Origin of the sequence: Micromonospora lupini, from assembly GCF_026342015.1 — a bacterium.
Classification (GTDB): domain Bacteria; phylum Actinomycetota; class Actinomycetes; order Mycobacteriales; family Micromonosporaceae; genus Micromonospora; species Micromonospora lupini_B.
On the sequence record NZ_JAPENL010000001.1, the window covers coordinates 1793479 to 1811601 of the forward strand.

Sequence of the window (18123 nt, forward strand, 5' to 3'; positions counted from 1 at the left end):
ACTCCATCTGATTCGTCATAGCCGTACGGTTCCTTCCTTCGCGACGGGCAGGCTGGTGGGGACGGTGCGGGCGTTCAACAGCGGTTGTAGTTGTCGGAATGACGGCAGCGTCTGGGCGAGGAACGCCTCACCCGAGCGGTAGAGGACCACCGACGGCACGGTGTCGATGCCGATGGCCCGCGCGACTCGTTCGTCGACATCGATGGTCGCCCGATCCAGCGGCATGTTCAGTCCTGCCAGCCACGCGCGACCCTCCTCCTCGGAATGCGCCTGCTGCAGGACGACCCAGACGAGTTCCTGATCCTTGCGACGCAGACCCTCTGCGATCGATCGGCAGGTCGTGCAGGACACGGACAGAAAGAGCAGCGCGAGGTGCGGCTGCACATCGAGCCGTGACGGGAGCCCCACCAGGGAGGGTTTGATCGAATCGTCCATCGGGATCGGGATCGGCGACGGGTTGTCTTCGAGCTTGAGGGACGTACGGATAAGTTCCAGGGTTTGGTATTGGTCGATCAGCGCCAACACGCAGATTCCCATCAGCACGCTCAGTGCGGCGACGACGACCCAGAGGAAGCCCATTGACTCTCCAACACTTTGAGGTAGCTCCAGCTCCGCAGGGCCAGAGGCAACAGCTGACGGATGACGGTCACCACGCACAGCCCCAGCGCCGTCAGCGCGACGGCGTCCGGACCGACGAGCAGATCCGACGTGCCGGTGTGCGCTGTCGCGGCGACGGCGAGCCAGATCGGGAGCAGCGCGAGCTGCGTCCACCCCAGCTTGGCCTCGGACGTGCCGCCGAAGCAGGCGCAGCGCACTGACGCACCCCGGACCAGGGCGATCGTCGCCGCGCCTGCGAACGACCCGCCGAGTGCGACCACCAGGCCCGCTGTCACCCAGGCACGGGGTGCGGTCAGCAGGAGGACCGCGGTGACCAGCTCCACACCGCTGACCAGAACGGACAGGCCACGCGGGTGCGGCATCCTGAGCGCCACGAGCGTGTGGCGGAAGGCGGCGGGTGCGGCGAGCTTCTGACCTGCCGTGTAGAGCAGGACGGCAGCCGCGACGATCCGCACCGAGGCGTCGATCACCGGCAGCATCTCAGGCTGCGACGACCGCGAGGACCTGGGCGTCGGCCAGTTCCGTGTCCAGGACGCAGACCCGTACGCGCCGCGCGGTCCGCCTGTCGAGCAACGGCGACGCGGCCAGCCGCTGACCCGCGACGGCATAGCCGCTGCCGTCTCGCTTCGGCACTCCCGTCACCCAGTGCACCACCGGCACGGCGGCCACCGCGAGACCGGGCCACAGGTCGGTCACCGTGACCAGGTCGCCCGGCCGTGGGGCGATGCCCTCGGGGAAGCCGGCGAACGGAACACGCTCCGCGGCCCGGATCGCGGTGCGGTTCGCCACCCTCGGCGTACCCACCACCGCGCCGCCGGTCTCCACAGTCGACACGCGGGCGAGTTCACCGCGCGACCCGGCCTGCGCGGCATCCGTCCCGGGGTCGGCCGACGCCGACTCGCCCGAGACGGCCACCACTGTGACAGCCGATCCCACCACGGCGCCCACCCGAAGGATCTGCCGCCGTGATAGTCCCTTTTCCTGGTTCATCCGCACTCCTCGGATCTGGTCCATGAGGACGATCTACCGGTATCGGTGCCCGTATCGAGCGATAACCCGCAGGTCCGGAGAAACGCCGCGGCAGGACTGCCAGCCCACTCGTCGACCACCTCTCCGGGCTGCCGTGACCGGTCCGCGGAACGACGAACGGCGTCCCGGACTTTTGGCAGGGTCGATGTCTCTCCGGGCATCGATGCTGCCCCGGCCCATGCCCACAACCGTTTCAAGCGAACATTCGAAGGGTCCAGGGCCGGGAGGTGTTCTTGAAGAGATCTTGACCAAAGCAACCGCGACGAGCGGCTGTCTCGCCGCGCCACCGCAGCCGGCGCACCGGTCCCCGGGCATCGACGGCGCAGTGATCCACGACACGCAAGAATGTCCAGGTACGAGCTTCGATGGGCAGTCGGGGGCATGCCGTTGGTGAGATCATTTCCGGAGTCGGGGTTACCTACGGATCGGACCTGACGTGGACCAAGTCGAGGACGGCCTGCGGATCCGGCTCCTGGGTCCGGTCGGCGTGTGGCACGGCACCCGCTGGCTTGGCCCGTCTGCCGCGCAGCACCGCACCGTGCTGGCCATGCTGGCGCTGGAATGCGGAAACATCGTCTCCTTCGATCGCCTGGTGACGGCACTGTGGGGTTCGGCACCACCCCGATCGGCCCGCAACGCGGTGCAGGGCTGTGTCTCCCGATTACGGGCCCTGTTCAACTCGGTCGACCTGTCGCCACGGTCGGTCGAACTGGTCGCGACGGGGCCCGGCTATCGGCTGACCGCCGACCGGTCCGCGGTGGATCTGCACGAATTTCGTCATCTCCTGCTCCAGGCGCGGACGCGCGAGGCGGAACCGGCTCGTGAACTGGTCGACAGTGCTCTGCGCCAGTGGCGCGGGCCGGCACTGGCCGATGTCGCCGGCCCGTGGCTGGACGAACTCGTCGCCCCGCAGCTCACCGAAGAGCGGTTCGCGGCACTTGAGCTGCGTGCCGACCTCGACCTCAGGCTGGGCCGATACGCTGAGATCATCGACGGACTCTCCGACGTGCTGGCTGAGAACCCGGTCCGGGAGCGGCTCGCGTTGGCACTCCTCATCGCGCTGCACCGGTGCGGCCGTCGGGTCGACGCGCTGACGCTGTTCCGCCGGGTCCGCGAGAGCCTTGTCGAGAGGCTCGGCATCGAGCCGGGCGAGGAGCTCCAGCAGGCCTACCGCGCCATGCTCGCCGGCACCGAGCCCACCGCGAAACCCCCGGGGCAGTGGGCACGGGATCCGACCGGAGAGGTGCCGCGGCAACTCCCCGCGGTCACCCCCGGCTTCGTCGGTCGCCACCGGGAGCTGGCAGTCCTCAACGAGGTGCTGCAGACGCGGTCATCACCGATCACCGTCGTCTGCGGCCCCGCGGGGGCCGGCAAGACCAGCCTGGCCGTGCGATGGGCGCACGACGTCCACCACCAGTTCCCCGACGGGCACCTGTTCCTCGACATGCGCGGGTTCCATCCGCGTCCACGCCGGACCCCCGGCGAGGCGCTGCCGCTGTTGCTGGACGCGCTTGGCGTACCCGCCGAACGGATACCGCCCGAGGCGGACGCGCAAGTCGCGCTGTACCGGTCGGCGCTCGCCGGCCGGCGGGTTCTGCTCCTGCTGGACAACGTCGCCAATGCCGACCAGATCCGGCCACTCATCCCCGGCGGCCCAGGCTGTCTGGTCGTGGTGACCAGCCGAGACAGGCTCAGCGGCCTGGTCGCCCGTGATGGAGCCGCACGGCTCACGCTCGACGTCCTCCCCGCCGCCGACGCGGTGGAACTGCTCGTCGGCACCGCCGGCGCCGAGCGGTTCAACGCCGACCCGATGGCTGCTCGCGAGCTGGCCGAGGTCTGTGGACATCTGCCGTTGGCCCTGCGCATCGCCGGGGCACGCCTGGCCGACCGGGCACACGTGAGCGTGCGCAGGCACCTCGACGAGCTGATCGCGCGGGGCCGGGTCGCGCAGCTACGAGTCGACGGTGACGACAGCTCCGCGGTCCGGGCCGCCTTCGAGCTGTCGTACCAGGCGCTCCCGGCTCCAGCGGGTCGCGTGTTCCGACTGCTCGGGCTGGTGCCGGCGCCGGCGGGCGTCGCCCTGCCCGCGGCAGCAGCGCTGGCCGGCCTGTCCTGCGACGACCTCGAACCGCTCATCGACGCCCTCGCCCGGCTGCACCTGATCCGAATCACCCGGACGGCCCGGATCGTCAGCCACGACCTGCTGCTCGAATACGCGGCGCAACTCGCCGCCGAACATGGCGACGCGGCCGACAACGCCGCCGCCGTGCACCGGCTGCTGCACTTCTACCTGCACGCGGTCGCGCAGGCAAGCACCGTGCTGAACGGACCGTCGCGGCTCCGCCTGCCGCCGGACCCGCCACCACCCGGCGTGTGGGTGCCGCAGCTCGATGACCAGGCGCACGCCCGTGAGTGGCTCGTTGCGGAGTCGGCGAACCTGGTTGCCGCGTTGGAGCACGCGGCTGCCGATGGCCGACACCGGATGGCGTGGCAACTCGCCCACGTCCCGTACGACTTTCTCCGTATGCGGACACCGCTGAGCCAGTGGCGGTCGATCGCCCAGACCGGACTGAGAGCGGCCCGCCGCGACGGCGACCTGCGCGGCGAGGCCGTGATGCGGCAGAGTCTGGGCCTGCTGAACTGGCGGGCCGGCGATCTGCGCGCCGCCCGCACCGAGTACGAGGCGGTCGCGGCCCTCGCTGCCCGAGCCGATTGGCAGGTCGGCGCCTCGGCGGCACACTGCAGCATCGGCATCACACTGGCTCAACTGGGCCGACCTCGGGCCGCGATCAGCCGTTTCGAGCAGGCCCTCGCCATCGACCGGACGATCGGCGACCGCCGAGCGGAGGCCGGCACACTCGCCAACCTGGCCGCCGCCTGCGAGGAAGTGGGCGAGCTGGCCGCAGCCGCCCAGCACGGCGAGCTGGCGATGCGGCTGCTGCGGGAGACCGGCCAACATCTGGGGGCAGCCGTGGCCAGCGAGAACCTCGCGCTGGTCGCCCGGGAGCTGGGCAAGCTCGACGACGCGCGGGCGGCGGCGGAGGAGGCGGTACGCATCGTCAGGACGATCGGCGCGCGGCACGAGGAGGCCGCCTCGCTCACCACGCTCGGCCGCGTACACGGCGACGCGGGCCGCTACGCGGAGGCCGAGGAGGTGCTCGACCTCGGCCTCGACATCGTCCACGGGCTACAGGACGACCAACTGGAGGTGGTCACCCAGACCGCGCTCGCCGAGGTACTGCTGCGACAGGACCGCCTCTCCGAGGCGGACCGCCGGCTTGAGCTGGTGATGGCACTTGTGGACCGTCCCGGCAACGAGCGCGGCAGAGTCGAGGCGCTGATGCTGCTCTCCGACCTCTGCGCAGCCCGTAAGGAGTTCGACAGCGCCCACGAACACGCCAGCAGTGCGATGGCGGCGGCCCGCTCCGGTGGGTACAAGCTGATGGCTGGTCAGGCGCGCAGCCGCCTCGCCGCCGCGATCCTGGGCCTCGGCGATCCCGCGGGGTGCCTCGTCGAGGGCCGTCAGGCACTGCGCGTCCAACGCCGGGCGGGGCAGCGCCTGTCGTACGCCCGCACGTTGATCACCCTCGGCCACGCGGACGCGGCCCTGGGTCGCCCGTCGGCGGCCCAGACCCGGTGGCGGGCGGCGCACGAGCTGTTCCGGGAGATCGGCGCCGCCGAGGCGGCACTGCTCGGCTAGCCGGGACGTCCATAAAGACTCTCTCAAGTTCGATCGCGACGCCTCGACGGCGAGTCACCCACCGAACAGCATTCCGTGCGGGACACGTACACCTCATGCCCTCGACGTCCGCCCATCCGACCGCCGCCTCAGCGGGAAATCAGTGCGGCCTCAGCGTTGTCGGCTGTTATTCGCACCGGAACGACCCCCCGTCCGTTCGGGGCTGACGAGGTGCAGCGACGTCGTCGCCGGCCGCCCTGGCCCGGCGCCGATCCTGCTCTCGTCCGGCGGCGGGTGGGCGCCGCGACGGTGACAGGCGGGGGCGATGCGGATCTTGCTCGTGGAGAATGACCGGCGGATCTCCGCGGCCATGGATTCGAGGCTGCGGCGGCGCGGTTATCAGGTGGAACAGGCGTCGAGCGCCGCGGCGGCGCTCGCGGCGGCCCCCTGCGACCTGGTCCTGCTGAATCTCCACCTGCCCGACGGTGCGGGTCTCGGCGTGTGCCGGGCACTGCGAGAACGCAGCGCCGAGCTGGGCATCATCGCGGTCACCGAACGGGGCGAAGAACGCGACGGCATCGCCGGACTGCGGACGGGCGCCGACGACTATGTCGTCAAGCCGTTCGCAATGGATGAGCTGCAGGCGCGCATCGAGGCATTGCTGCGACGAACAACGCGGCAGGGCCCGCCGCCCGGCGACATCATCGACGTGGGCGGGTTACGGATCGACCTCTCGGGCCGCACGGTGCACGTGGACGCCCGTCCGGTGTCGTTGACCCGCAAGGAATTCGACATCCTGGCCTCGCTCGCCCGCCGGCCCGGCCTCGCGCTCCCACGCGAGCGCATCATGCTTGATGTGTGGCAGACCACCTGGTCGGGCCGGCACACCCTGGCGGTCCACGTGGCGGCGCTGCGCGCCAAACTGGGTCGGCCCGAGTTGATTCAGACGGTACGAGGACTCGGCTACCGCCTACCTGTCGAGTGAGGCGGCACCGCTGGGCTGCGCGCCGAGCTTAATTGCGTAACGCGCATCTTTGCGGGACGCGCAACTAGTGCTACCGTTGTGGCATGACGGGGTTACGGGAGCGCAAGAAGGCCGAGACGCGGGCGGCGCTCGGCTGGGCCGCGATCCACCTCACCGCCGAGCGCGGCTACGACAACGTCCGCGTCGAGGACATCGCCGAGGCGGCAGGCGTCTCCCCGCGCACCTTCAACAACTACTTCTCCAGCAAGGCCGAGGCGATCGCCTCCCGCCACCTCGACCGCAGCATGCGCACCGCCGCCGCGCTGCGCGAACGCCCCGCCGACGAGCCGCTCTGGGCGGCGCTCACCCAGGCCTCGCTGGAACAGTTCACGCGCGGCCCCGAGGTCGATGCCATGCCGTCGCCCGCGCACGCCCAGTGGGTGGCCGGCGTCCGCACCATGCTCGCCGAGCCCGCCCTGCAGGGCGAGCGACTGCGGGCCGTCGCGATCGCCGAGGCCGAGTTGGCCGCCGCGGTCGCCGAGCGCACAGGCACCGACCTCGCCACCGACATGTTTCCCCGGCTCGTCGCGGCCGCCGCCAGCGCGGCAGTCGCCGTCGCCATGCAGCACTATCTCGACAGCCCCGACCCGCCCACCCCGATCGAGCGCCTCATCACCGACGCCTTCGCCCAGGTCGCCGCCGGCCTTCCCGCGCCGCCCCGCTGAAGCCCGACCCTCGCTCAGGGCACCGCCGCACCGAGACGTCTCCAACAGCGTCACACCCCACGGTGGGCCGGCCGCGTGCCGCGCCTGCCGGGGCGATGGCGCGCACCCCGAAGGGATCACTGCCATGATCGACGTCCTCATCGTCGGTGCCGGCCCCAACGGCCTCATGCTCGCCTGTGAGCTGGCCCTCGCCGGCGTCCACCCCGTCGTTCTCGAACGCCACGCCACACCCACCGGCGAGCCCCGCGCCAACGGCGTCGTCGGCCAGGTCGTCCGCCTGCTCGACAGGCGCGGCCTCTACACCCGGCTCAGTGGGGAGAGCACCCCGCCGTCGCCCCAACCAGCCTTCACCTTCGGCGCGTTCCCGCTGGATCTCACGATGCTCGCGGAGAACCCGCACTACGTGCTCGGCGTGCCGCAGGCCCAGCTTGAGGCCACGCTCGCGGCCCGAGCAACCGAGCTCGGAGTCGACCTGCGCCGCGGCCACGAGGTCGTCGACCTTCGCCAACGCCCCGACGCGGTCGAGGTCTGCCTCGCCGACGGTACGCAGCTCACCTCCCGTTTCCTCGTCGGCGCCGACGGTGGCCGCAGCGTGGTGCGCCGCCTCGTCGGCATCGACTTTCCCGGCGCGACGAACGACCGGTCGGTCTCCCGCACCGCCACCGTGACCGTCCCCGCGTCGTCCCTCGACCCCGAGACCGGCGGCCTGCTCGTCCCCGGCTACGGCGTCGTCCCACCGTTCCTGCACACCCGCACCGAGCGCGGCATGATCGCCTGGGCCCCGTTCCCCGGCCGCCCGGCGATCCTCAGCACGACGGAGTGGCCCGACGCGCCGACGAGCGACGAGACCCCGATGAGCCTCACCGACCTCCGCGCCAGCGTCGCCCGGGTACTCGGCGCCGACGTCCCCCTCGGCGAGCCGGACGGCCCCGGCCTGCTGCGGCGGCTGAACGGCCAGAACACCCGCATCGCCGCCCGCTACCGCGCCGACCGGGTGCTGCTGGTCGGCGACGCCGCGCACGTGCACCCGGCGATCGGCGGCCCCGGCCTCAACCTGGGCCTGCAGGACGCCGCCAACCTGGGGTGGAAACTCGCCGCCACCGTGCGCGGCTGGGCGCCGCAGGGCCTGCTCGACACGTACGAGACCGAGCGCCGTCCCGTCGCCGAGCGGGTGGTCATGTCCACCCAGGCGCAGTCGGCGCTCGTCGGCCCCGGCGACGAGATCACCGGCCTGCGGGAACTCCTCGCCGAACTGCTGCGCAAGCCCGAGGTGACCGGGCACATCGCGGCGCTGATGTCCGGGGCGGACACCCACTATCCCGGCGACCCCGCCGACCCGTTGGCCGGCCGGAGTGCCCCCGACGTGGTCGTGGACGGTGACCACGGGACGGTACGCCTCGCCGAGCTGACCCGCACCGCCCGGCCGTTGCTGCTGGATTCCACCGGTGTCTACGCCGAGGTGGTCGCGCCCTGGCGCGACCGGGTCGACGTCGTTACCGGAGCGCTGCAAGGCACGACCGCGACCGCGTTGCTCGTACGTCCGGACTGCTTCGTCGCCTGGTCCGCCGGGGACGCGGACACCCTGCGCGCCTCGCTGACCCACCACTTCGGTTTGCCCGGCTGACCGGAGAACACCGTCCGTCGGATCTCGTGCGGCGAGTACGACCAGCCGTATCGTGGCCGGAGGAGGTGGCGATTCGCAGCCTTCGATGACCCACCACCTGCGGCGGCCGAGGAGATCATGATGATCGGTGTGGCGACCATCGGTGCGATAGTGGCCGTCCTGCTCGTCGGTGTCGTGGTCCTGGTCCGCAAACCGGACGACGCTCGGTGGGTCCTGCGCTGGTCGGCCCTGGCGATCACCGTGCTGGTGGCCGCCGCGCTGACCCCGTACACGGTGGACGACTCCGGGGCCGCTGCCGGTTATCTGCTCGGGGTGCCCGTCGTCGCCGCGGTGCTGCCGGTCCTCGCACAGCGGATCGGCCGGCTGAGCCTGGTCGTCGACCTGGCGGCCGCGCTCGTCATCACCGGGTGGGGGCTGCTGCTCGGGCTGGGCATCGGCGGGGCGTTCCTGCCGGCCGTGGTGCTCCTCGTCGCCAGCGCCGTGAGCACCAGGGCACCCCGACCGTCCACCACCGCCTGACCCGGGATGCACCTCGTGGACGCCGCACACCGCGACGAGTTCCCGGCGGAGCCGGTGGCGGCGCCAGCGTCGGGCGCTGGTGCCGGCCACCGACCACACCGACGACGGAATCAGCCGGTGATCACCGGCCAGGCGTAGGCGAGCAGGGCGCAGGCGGCACCCAGCAGCGCGAACGACACTCCCCGAGTGGGCAGTGGCAGGGCGGCGAGCACGATCAGGATGACCGCGATGACGTAGAGAAATGCCTGGACCGACATGGAGTTCTCCTCAAACGGGGAATTGATGGCGACCGACGTCGACCGCCGGGGTGACACCCCGCTCGTGCAGCGAACGCCGCACGGGCGGGCCGGGCGAATGGGCGTGCTCAACCGTCCGGCGTGAAGAGCCCCTGGATGCCGACGACGATCGCGATGAGACCGAAGATCGCGAGCAACAGGCGGACTCCGGTCGCGCCGTCCGACTGCTCGGCGCGTGGCGTCGGTCGCCCGGTGAGCCGGCCCCACAACAGGGCGAGCCCCACACCGATCCCCACCACCTCGAAGTGGAACACCCGGGGGCCGGACACCAGGTGGACGATGAGGTAGTAGCCGCCTGTCACGAGCGCCACGAGGCCGACCACCCACGCGATCGGGGCCGCCCGACCGGCGAGGCGGCCCAGGTCGTCACCGACGCGCGGCACCAGCCGCAGCACGGAGACGGCGAGCAGGAAACCGCCAACGATGTTGGCGAGGTCGAGCAGCAGAGCCATGATCACGAGGGTCTCCGTCGATCGGATGATCAGCCGGTGGGAGCGTACCCACGGACACGGTCTGTTGAAACGAGTTCTGGTGGCCGACGACGCACCGGCGGCGGTGGATGGTCGAGGGCTCTGCGGCGAAAGGTCCCGGTAGGATGAGTTCCGGTGCGCCGGGAAGTCTGGTCGGCAGATCGCTCCGACCTGTCTTCCGAAAGCTGGCCCGCTTGTGACGTCGAATCCCCCGCCCCGTGTCCTCGGCCGTGGTTCCTGGGCTGAGGCACGCCGCATCGCCGACGTGCTGCGCAAGGAGACGATCGGCGGGGCGCTGCTGCTGATCGGCGCCGTCGTGGCGCTGATCTGGGCGAACTCGCCGTGGGCGCACCGCTACCACGACATGACCGCGTTCACCGTCGGGCCCCGCGCGCTGCACCTCGACCTGCCGCTGGCGATGTGGGCGGCCGACGGGTTGCTGGCGATCTTCTTCTTCGTCGCCGGCCTCGAACTCAAGCGCGAGTTCGTCGCCGGTGACCTGCGTGATCCCCGTCGCGCAGCGGTTCCGGTCGCCGCGGCGGTCGGCGGCGTACTCGTGCCGGCCCTGCTGTATTCGGCGGTGAACTGGGGCGGCGCGGTAAAGGGCTGGGCGGTTCCGACCGCCACGGACATCGCGTTCGCCCTCGCCGTGCTGGCGGTGATCGGCCGGCATCTGCCGAGCGCGCTGCGCACCTTCCTGCTGACCCTGGCAGTGGTGGACGACCTGCTGGCGATCGTCATCATCGCGATCGTCTACACCGCCCACCTGTCGCTGCTGCCGCTGCTGGCCGCGGCGGTGCCGCTGGGCCTGTTCGCGCTGCTGGTACAGCGTCGGGTGCGCTCGTGGTGGCTGCTCCTGCCGCTGGCGTTCGCGACCTGGACGCTTGTGCACGCCTCCGGTGTGCACGCCACAGTCGCCGGAGTGCTGCTCGCTTTCACCGTCCCGGTGCTGCGCTCCACGGGCGCCGGCCCGGGGCCCGGCCTGGCCGAGCACTTCGAGCACCGGTTCCGGCCGATCTCCGCAGGCGTCGCGGTGCCGATTTTCGCGCTGATGTCCGCCGGGGTGGCCGTCGGCGGGCTCGACGGCCTGGCGCGGGCCGCCAGGGACCCGATCGCCGTGGGCATCACGCTCGGCCTGGTCGCCGGCAAGCCGATCGGCATCCTGCTGGCGACCTGGCTCGTCGCCCGGTTCACCAGGGCCCGGCTGGACGCGGGGCTGGCCTGGATCGACGTGGTCGGCCTGTCCGTGCTGGCCGGCATCGGGTTCACCGTCTCCCTGCTGATCGGGGAACTCGCCTTCGGTGTCGGCACCGACGCCGACGGCCGGGTCAAGATCGCCGTGCTGTCGGGCTCCGTGATCGCCGCCGCGCTCGCCACGACCGTCCTGCGGGCGCGGAATCGTGTCTACCGGCGGCTCTACGAGGCCGAGCACGTCGACGAGGACCGCGACGACATTCCCGACGTCTACCAGAACTAGGGCCTGTTTCATAAGGGCGGTCGAGCCGAGGCGGAGTCCGGGCGGCGATCCGGCAAGGCGCGGTTTCGTTCGGATACCGGTGTTGTATCCGGACGAAACCGCAACGCCGCCGGTCGTCGTCCGGGCCCGCCGCAGGCCGGCCAAGTCTTATGAAACAGGCCCTAGGGCCTGTTTCATAAGGGCGGTCGAGCCGAGGCGGAGTCCGGGCGGCGATCCGGCAAGGCGCGGTTTCGTTCGGATACCGGTGTTGTATCCGGAAGAAACCGCAACGCCGCCGGTCGTCGTCCGGGCCCGCCGCAGGCCGGCCAAGTCTTATGAAACAGGCCCTAGGGCTGCCACGCGGCACCTCGGGCCTGCCGCCGACGCGAACCGGAGCGTCGTAAGAGTTCCGCAAGGGGCTCACGACCGGTCCGACCACTGCGACGGTCGTACGCTCCGGGGGTGGGAAAAAGGATCTTCCGGTCGCGAGTGGCCTGGGCCGGTCTCGCCTCCGCCGTCCTCGTGACGGCTCTGGCCCTCTACTGGTTCCAGCCGTGGAAACTGTTCACCGACACGTACGTCGACGAGGCGGTTCCCCCCGCGCGGACTCCCGCGTCCGCGACTTCGGCGACTTCGGCGACGACACCTGCCGGGAACGAGATCCTGGCCGTCGGGGAGTTCGTCACCCACGAGCACCTGACGACCGGCAGTGCGAAGATCCACCGGCTCGCCGACGGGCGCCACCAGCTCGTCATCAGGAACCTGAGCACGTCGAGCGGGCCAGACCTGCGCGTGTGGCTTACCGACCAACCGGTCACCCTCGGCAAGGCCGGGTGGCGGGTGTTCGATGACGGCGAACGGGTCGAACTGGCGAAGCTCAAGGGCAATCAAGGCAACCAGGTGTACGAGATACCGGCCTCGGTCGACCCACGCGACTTCCGGAGCGTCTCCATCTGGTGCAAGCGGTTCGCCGTCTCCTTCGGCGCGGCCGACCTCAGGGCCGCCTGACGCGGGAGTCGCCGGGCTCGCCCGGTGCGAGGCCGACACCCCCGGCGTCGATACGGCGCACACCCCCGGTGCCGGCCATCAGCTCGGTACCGGGGGGTGCGGGCTTCCGTGGATCGGTCGTCACGTCGAGACGAGCGTCAGACCGCCGTACGCGACCACTGCTGGTTGGCGCCGGTGTTGCAGGTGTACTGCTTGAGGATCACGCCGTCCGCGGTCGAGGCGGCCGGTACGTCCACGCACTTGTTGCTGTGTCGGGCGCGGAGCTGGAAGTAGTTGCCGTTGGTGACCATCTGGAACTGCTGGTTGGTGCCGCTGCCGCAGGTGTACTGGACGAGCTCGGCGCCGTCGGCCGTCGACGCGCTCACCACGTCGAGGCACTTTCCGCTGTTTCGGCTGACGATGCGCCAGTAGCCGCTGCCGGCGTCCTGGAACTGCCACTGCTGCCAGGCGTTGCCGCCGTACGTGTACTGACCGACGCGCGCGCCGTTGTCGGTGTTCGGCTGCTGGACGTCCATGGCCTTGCCGCTGTGCCGCACGTCGAGCCGGTAGAACGTTCCCGTCGTGGGCGGAGGCGTCGTCGGGTCACCGCCGCCGATGGTGTCGCCCCACGCGTACCGGATCCGGTCGGCGCCGGAGGTGTTGCGGACGGTCAGGTTGAGGTCGGTGCCGCTGCCGCTGAGGGCGAACATCGAGTACCAGTCGTAGCCGATGGTGCCGGTCTTACCGCCGAGGGCGGGCCAGTAGGTGCCGCCCATCTGGTTGTCGCGCATGACCTGGGCCATCGCGCGGATGTAGCGCACGAAGTTGTCGGTGCTGCCCGCGTCGGCGTAGTTGCGACCGTCGTTCATGGGGCCGCCGAACTCGGTCGCGACCGCGCGGGAGGCGCAGTTGCCGAGGCGGGCCTGGATGTGGCTGCGGAAGCCGTCGTAGGTCATCGCGCCGTAGAAGAAGGCGTAGTAGTGGAAGGACAGCAGCGTCGAGTTGAAGCGGCTGTCGTTGCAGATGTCGCGCAGGTCCTGGCTGAAGCCGGTGCCCCCGATCAGCACCCGGCCGGGCACCGCCGAGGTGTGGTAGCTGAGCCAGTTCGCGGCGACGTTGCGCCACTCCGTCGAGCTGTAGCCGTGCGGCTCGTTCATCGGCTCGAAGTAGACGTTGCTGTTCGAGCCGTACGTGTTGGTCACCGTGGACCACATCGTGTTCCACGCGGCGAGATTCGTGATTCTGCCGCCGGAGGCGGCGGCGTCCTCCCAGTAGGCGAGGATGACTTTGAACCCGCGGGCGGTGGCGGCGTCGATGGCGCCTCGGTAGGCCTCCCACCAGGCGGTACCCACGGTGTGGGTGTTGATGGGCAGCCGGACGGTGTTGACCCCCATGGTGGACGCCATGTCGTCGTAGAGGGCGTTGGCCTTGGCCCGCACTGTCGCGTTGCTGTCGGACATGCTGAGGCCCTGCACGACGAGCGGGCTGGTCTTGAAGTTGTCACCAAGCATGGCCCAGTTCATGCCGCGGAACTGGCTGGTGGCGGCAGTGGCAGGCGACGACGTGACGACGACGATGCCGACGAGCGCGGTCATCGCGCTCAGCAGAGCGATCAGGAGCCGGCGCAGCGGCCGGGTGCCCGGCGAAACGTCTCGGTGGGACAGCCTTTTCCGTTTCATGACAGGTCCAATCGGTGTGGGGGACGGTCGGCGTTCAGGTGGTCAGGCGGAAGGTGGCGGCCGATTCCTTCGGCGTCGCCACCGACCAGGTGGTGAGCAACAGGCACGCGGCGAGCGCCACCGCGTAGAGCCGGGGCGAGGACTCTCGACATCGGTCCTTCTCCTTTGCGGAGGGGCCGTCGCGTCGAACCTCCGATGGGGTGCCGTGGACGACACGCCTCGGGTCGACTTCACGTGTGAGCGCTAACAGCACTGAGGAGGCTCGCCCCCGGGCTGCACGGCTGTGGGTGGTGGTAAACGTGCCGAGCCGGTGTCTCCGGCGAGGCAGACGCCGTGTGTCCAGATCATTAAGTACGTGTTGCGCACAAGTGTTAGCGATCCCATCTGGCGTGTCAAGGCATCGAAGAAGCTCGTTCCACAACGAATGACGTCATACGTCACACCATGATGCTAGTCTATGTGTGGCGTGGCTCACTGCCAGCCGTCGGCCCGGCGACCAGAACCACACTTCGGGGCGTCGGCAGTTCGTCCACCACCACCACAAGGAGGCGCGACTGTGCCACTTCGTAAACTCTCCAGCCCCTGGATCGGGGCCGCCATGGCGGTCATGGTTCTCGTCGCCGTCGGGGCGTACGTCATCATGGCCGGCGGATCGGCATCCGCCGCCACCACCGCCGGTTGCGGCAGGGCGCCCGGCCTGAACAGCGGCACCCACACCGTCCAGAGCAGCGGAAAGACCCGCAGCTTCATCCTTCGGCTGCCCGACAACTACGACAACACCTACGCCCACCGGCTGGCCTTCGGGTTCCACTGGTTGGGCGGCACCGCCGAGCAGGTCGCGTCGGGCGGCAGCGACGGAGCCCCGTGGGCCTACTACGGCATGCTCTCCCAGTCGAACAACACCACGATCTTCGTCGCCCCGCAGGGCATCGGTAACGGCTGGGGCAACTCCAACGGCGAGGACGTGACCTTCACCGACGACATGGTCCGCGTCATCGAGAACGCGCTCTGCGTCGACACGACGCAGCTCTTCTCGGTCGGGTTCAGCTACGGCGGCGCGATGAGCTACTCGTTGGCGTGTTCCCGGCCGACCGTGTTCCGTGCGGTAGCGGCGATCGCGGCACCGGGGGCGATCAGCGGCTGCAGCGGTGGCACCCAGCCAGTGGCGTACCTGGGGATTCACGGCGTCAACGACAACATCCCGAACGGACGGGCGTTGCGCGACAGGTTCGTCCGCAACAACGGTTGCGCCGCGCAGAACCCGCCGGAACCGAGGGCGGGCAGCCTGACCCACATCACCACCGCCTACTCGTGTCAGGCCGGCTACCCCGTGGTCTGGGCCGCGTTCGACGGCGGCCACCAGCAGGGTCCGGTGGACGGGTGTGCCGGCTGTGAGAGCGGCGCGCGGAGCTGGGTCAAGCAGGAGGTGTGGAGGTTCTTCACCCAGTTCGGGTCGACCGTGCCGCCCACCAGCCCTCCGCCCAGCACTCCCCCGCCCAGCACTCCCCCGCCGTCCAGCCAGCAGAACGTGCTGATCGTCGGCAGCCAGTCCGGCCGCTGCATCGACATTCCCAACTCGAGCACCACAAACGGGGCCCGCGCGCAGCTGTGGGACTGTCACGGCCGCACCAACCAGCGCTGGACCCACACCTCCGGCCGCGCCCTGACCGTCTACGGCAACAAGTGCCTGGACGCCAGCGGGGCGGGTAGCAGCAACGGCACGGCGGTCATCATCTGGGACTGCAACGGCCAACCCAACCAGCAGTGGAACCTGAACTCCAACGGCACCATCACCGGAGTCCAGTCGGGGCTGTGCCTCGACGCCGTCAACGCCGGCACGGCCAACGGAACGCAACTGCACCTCTGGGCCTGCCAAGGCAGCGCCAACCAGCAGTGGAGCACGCGCGCCTAGAGCCGCATCCGGCAACGCCGAGCCTGCCGGAGACGCGCCGCCCCTGTCCTGTCCCGGGCGGCGCGTCGCCGTCGGGCCGCACGAGGCACGCATCGCTACAGCCCCACGCTGCGCAGGGTGGGTACGGTCTTACCCACCCAGGCGAGGTCGGCGTCCTCGCGGGCGCCCTGGGTGCGTTGTGTGCCGGCCAGGAACCACAGGAAGTACGTGGTGTAGCCGGGCGCGCTGACCACCGTGTGGTAGCCCTCGGGCATCATCTGCATCACGTGGTCGCGGATGGTGACGTTCTCCTCGTACCCATCGTCGGTGTAGACCCGGCTGATGCCGAACCCGTCCGCCGGGTTGACGCGGTAGTAGTACATCTCCTCGTGCGCGGCCTCGGCGGGCAGGTCGTCGACCCTGTGCCGGTGCGGCGGGTAGGTGCTCCAGTTGCCCGACGGCGTGTAGGTCTCGCCGACGATGAGCCGGCGGGCGGGCAGGTCCGGTTGGGCGATCTCGGTGAGGATCTGGTGGTAGGTGCGGCCGAAGTTGGCAGCTCCCCAACGGCCGGTCGCGACCTGCTCCGGCGCGATGACGTACGGGTCGGTGGCCAGTTCGCTGGGGGCGCTGGGGAGGGCGATCTCCACGTCGGTGACGGCCTCGACGGTGATCGGGGAGCCGGCCGGAAGGTAGACGGAGTGCGGCTTGCCGGAGAACACGTCCGGACGGCTGCCGACCCGTGGGAAGTGGTGGCCGGCGACTGTGAAGCTCGCGGTGCCACCGAGGATGACGGCCAGGATCTCCCGGTCACCGGACTCGCCGGCCCAGGACTCGCCGGCCGACAGTCGCAGCAGGGTGAAGTCCAGCAGGCGGCAGGGATTGAAGGGCAGCGTGTTCCGGCCGTCGGCGGCGGGGATGGAACAGTGGTAGCGGTGGTCCATGATCACCTTTCGTCGGGGTGCGGGGCGGTGCGGGTCGGTCGCTGTGGTCACCAGGGGCTGGTCCAGCCGGGGATCGTGGCGCGGGTGAGGGCTTCCAGGTAGAAGTAGTCGCCCCACAGAGTTCCCTCGTCGACGCCGACGTCCTTGGGTTTGTCGTAGACCCCGTGCAGGATCAGCGCGTTCGAGACCGGGTGGCCGCCCGTGGAGTAGTTGTCGATGAGCGAGCGCAGGATCTCCGCGGCGGCTGTCCGGTACCGGCCGGCGCTGGCCGGGTCGGTGAGGCTGTCGGCCAGTTCGAACAGGCCGCAGGCGGCGATGGCCGCGGCCGAGCTGTCCCGCTCCTGGCCGCTGCCGTCGCCGAACTCCAGGTCCCAGTAGGCGACGTGGTCGTCCGGCAGGCTGGCGAGGAAGCGGTCGGCGCAGGTCCGCGCGGCGGCGAGCAGTGCGGGGTCGCCGATGTGCCGGTGGTTGAGGCTGAAGCCGTAGATGCCCCAGGCCTGCCCGCGGGCCCAGCAGGAGTTGTCGGCGTGGCCCTGTTCGGTCTCCCCGCGCAGTGGCGCACCGCTGTCCGTGTCCCAGTAGAAGGTGTGGAAGGTGGTGCCGTCCGGGCGCAGGATGTGCTGGCGGAGCTGATCGGTGTGCCGGCGGGCCGCGGCGGCGTAGCGGTCGTCGCCTGTGGTCTGGGTGGCCCAGAAGAGCAGCGGCGTGTTCATGAGGCTGTCGATGATGGTGCGGCCCCGTTGGCGGCTGTCGTTCAGGTCGCCCCAGGCCTGGATGATTCCGGCGGGTTCGAGGACACGCGTCATCAGGTGGTCGGCGGCGGCGAGGGCCGCGCCTCGGGCCCGCGGATCGTCGGTACGGCGGGCCGGTGTCGCGCAGGAGAGGGTGTAGAGGAACCCGAGGTCGTGGGTGTCCAGGTCGATGCCGCGGTGCACGCGATCGGCGAAGCTGTCCACGTGGGACAAAGCGGCCCGCAGGTGGCGGTCGTCACCGCTCAGGTCGTGTGCCAGCCAGAGCTGTCCGGGCCAGAAGCTCGTGGTCCAGCCGACGTTTGCGCCCTCGGGTTGGCCTGCGCTCGGTGGCCGAAGCGGGTAGCGGTTGGCGGCTGTGGTGTCCGCGGGGTACCGGTCGCCGAAGACCGCGATGTTCGCGTCGACGGTGTGTATCGCGGCGGCCACCGCGGCCGCCGTGGCCTCTGCGTCGGGACTGGGACGGACGTCGGTCGCCGTCATGGATGCTGTTCTC

16 protein-coding genes are annotated in these 18123 nt (G+C 70.5%); 8 read left to right on the forward strand and 8 right to left on the reverse strand.

Features of this window, described 5'->3' with window-relative positions; genetic code table 11:
- Positions 1-15: 15 nt before the first annotated feature.
- Genes OOJ91_RS07925 through OOJ91_RS07935 form a run of 3 tightly spaced genes read right to left on the reverse strand, consistent with a single transcriptional unit; the run spans position 16 to position 1557 of the window.
- Positions 16-579: a hypothetical protein gene (locus tag OOJ91_RS07925; protein ID WP_266243952.1), complete on the reverse strand. Its 564-nt coding sequence runs from the start codon at positions 577-579 to the stop codon at positions 16-18.
- On the reverse strand, positions 546-1097 hold the full coding sequence (locus OOJ91_RS07930; RefSeq protein WP_266243954.1) for a MauE/DoxX family redox-associated membrane protein: 552 nt from the start codon (positions 1095-1097) through the stop codon (positions 546-548). Before OOJ91_RS07930 ends, OOJ91_RS07925 begins: the two co-directional genes overlap by 34 nt.
- Position 1098: 1 nt before the next feature.
- Positions 1099-1557: a hypothetical protein gene (locus OOJ91_RS07935; RefSeq protein ID WP_266243955.1), complete on the reverse strand. Its 459-nt coding sequence runs from the start codon at positions 1555-1557 to the stop codon at positions 1099-1101.
- Positions 1558-2083: 526 nt separating this feature from the next.
- Between OOJ91_RS07935 and OOJ91_RS07940 the strand changes: the two genes are divergently transcribed.
- From OOJ91_RS07940 to OOJ91_RS07960, 5 genes are all read left to right on the forward strand, one after another.
- Positions 2084-5347, forward strand: coding sequence for an AfsR/SARP family transcriptional regulator (locus tag OOJ91_RS07940; RefSeq protein WP_266243957.1), 3264 nt, complete (start codon positions 2084-2086; stop codon positions 5345-5347).
- 304 nt (positions 5348-5651) lie between these two features.
- A complete protein-coding gene (locus OOJ91_RS07945) occupies positions 5652-6311 on the forward strand; it encodes a response regulator transcription factor (protein ID WP_266243958.1) in 660 nt (219 codons plus the stop codon).
- Between the two features lie 83 nt (positions 6312-6394).
- Complete coding sequence (locus OOJ91_RS07950) at positions 6395-7015, forward strand: acyl-CoA-like ligand-binding transcription factor (RefSeq protein ID WP_266243960.1); 621 nt, start codon at positions 6395-6397, stop codon at positions 7013-7015.
- Positions 7016-7139: 124 nt separating this feature from the next.
- Positions 7140-8639 (forward strand): FAD-dependent monooxygenase, encoded by a 1500-nt coding sequence (locus tag OOJ91_RS07955; protein WP_266243961.1) that lies wholly within the window; start codon positions 7140-7142, stop codon positions 8637-8639.
- 129 nt (positions 8640-8768) lie between these two features.
- On the forward strand, positions 8769-9158 hold the full coding sequence (locus OOJ91_RS07960; protein ID WP_266243962.1) for a hypothetical protein: 390 nt from the start codon (positions 8769-8771) through the stop codon (positions 9156-9158).
- Positions 9159-9268: 110 nt separating this feature from the next.
- Here the strand turns inward: OOJ91_RS07960 and OOJ91_RS07965 are convergent, their stop codons facing one another.
- Together OOJ91_RS07965 and OOJ91_RS07970 are read right to left on the reverse strand one after the other, a co-directional pair.
- Entirely contained in the window at positions 9269-9415 is a 147-nt protein-coding gene (locus tag OOJ91_RS07965; RefSeq protein WP_266243963.1) for a hypothetical protein, read from the reverse strand.
- A 107-nt stretch (positions 9416-9522) separates the two neighbouring features.
- Positions 9523-9906 (reverse strand): hypothetical protein, encoded by a 384-nt coding sequence (locus OOJ91_RS07970; RefSeq protein ID WP_266243964.1) that lies wholly within the window; start codon positions 9904-9906, stop codon positions 9523-9525.
- 214 nt (positions 9907-10120) lie between these two features.
- On the opposite strand from OOJ91_RS07970, the gene nhaA reads away from it, so the two are divergent.
- Together nhaA and OOJ91_RS07980 are read left to right on the forward strand one after the other, a co-directional pair.
- Complete coding sequence (gene nhaA / locus OOJ91_RS07975; protein WP_266243966.1) at positions 10121-11401, forward strand: Na+/H+ antiporter NhaA; 1281 nt, start codon at positions 10121-10123, stop codon at positions 11399-11401.
- A gap of 441 nt (positions 11402-11842) precedes the next feature.
- A complete protein-coding gene (locus OOJ91_RS07980; protein ID WP_439117029.1) occupies positions 11843-12388 on the forward strand; it encodes a DM13 domain-containing protein in 546 nt (181 codons plus the stop codon).
- 137 nt (positions 12389-12525) lie between these two features.
- Here the strand turns inward: OOJ91_RS07980 and OOJ91_RS07985 are convergent, their stop codons facing one another.
- The gene (locus tag OOJ91_RS07985) at positions 12526-14046 is read right to left on the reverse strand and encodes an RICIN domain-containing protein (RefSeq protein ID WP_266243967.1); all 1521 of its coding nucleotides are present in this window, start codon (positions 14044-14046) and stop codon (positions 12526-12528) included.
- 556 nt (positions 14047-14602) lie between these two features.
- On the opposite strand from OOJ91_RS07985, the gene OOJ91_RS07990 reads away from it, so the two are divergent.
- Positions 14603-15958, forward strand: coding sequence for a ricin-type beta-trefoil lectin domain protein (locus tag OOJ91_RS07990; RefSeq protein ID WP_439117030.1), 1356 nt, complete (start codon positions 14603-14605; stop codon positions 15956-15958).
- 95 nt (positions 15959-16053) lie between these two features.
- Here the strand turns inward: OOJ91_RS07990 and iolB are convergent, their stop codons facing one another.
- Positions 16054-16929, reverse strand: coding sequence for a 5-deoxy-glucuronate isomerase (gene iolB, locus OOJ91_RS07995; RefSeq protein ID WP_266243968.1), 876 nt, complete (start codon positions 16927-16929; stop codon positions 16054-16056).
- A complete protein-coding gene (locus OOJ91_RS08000) occupies positions 16926-18110 on the reverse strand; it encodes a glycoside hydrolase family 88 protein (protein ID WP_266243969.1) in 1185 nt (394 codons plus the stop codon). Before OOJ91_RS08000 ends, iolB begins: the two co-directional genes overlap by 4 nt.
- Positions 18111-18123 lie beyond the last annotated feature (13 nt).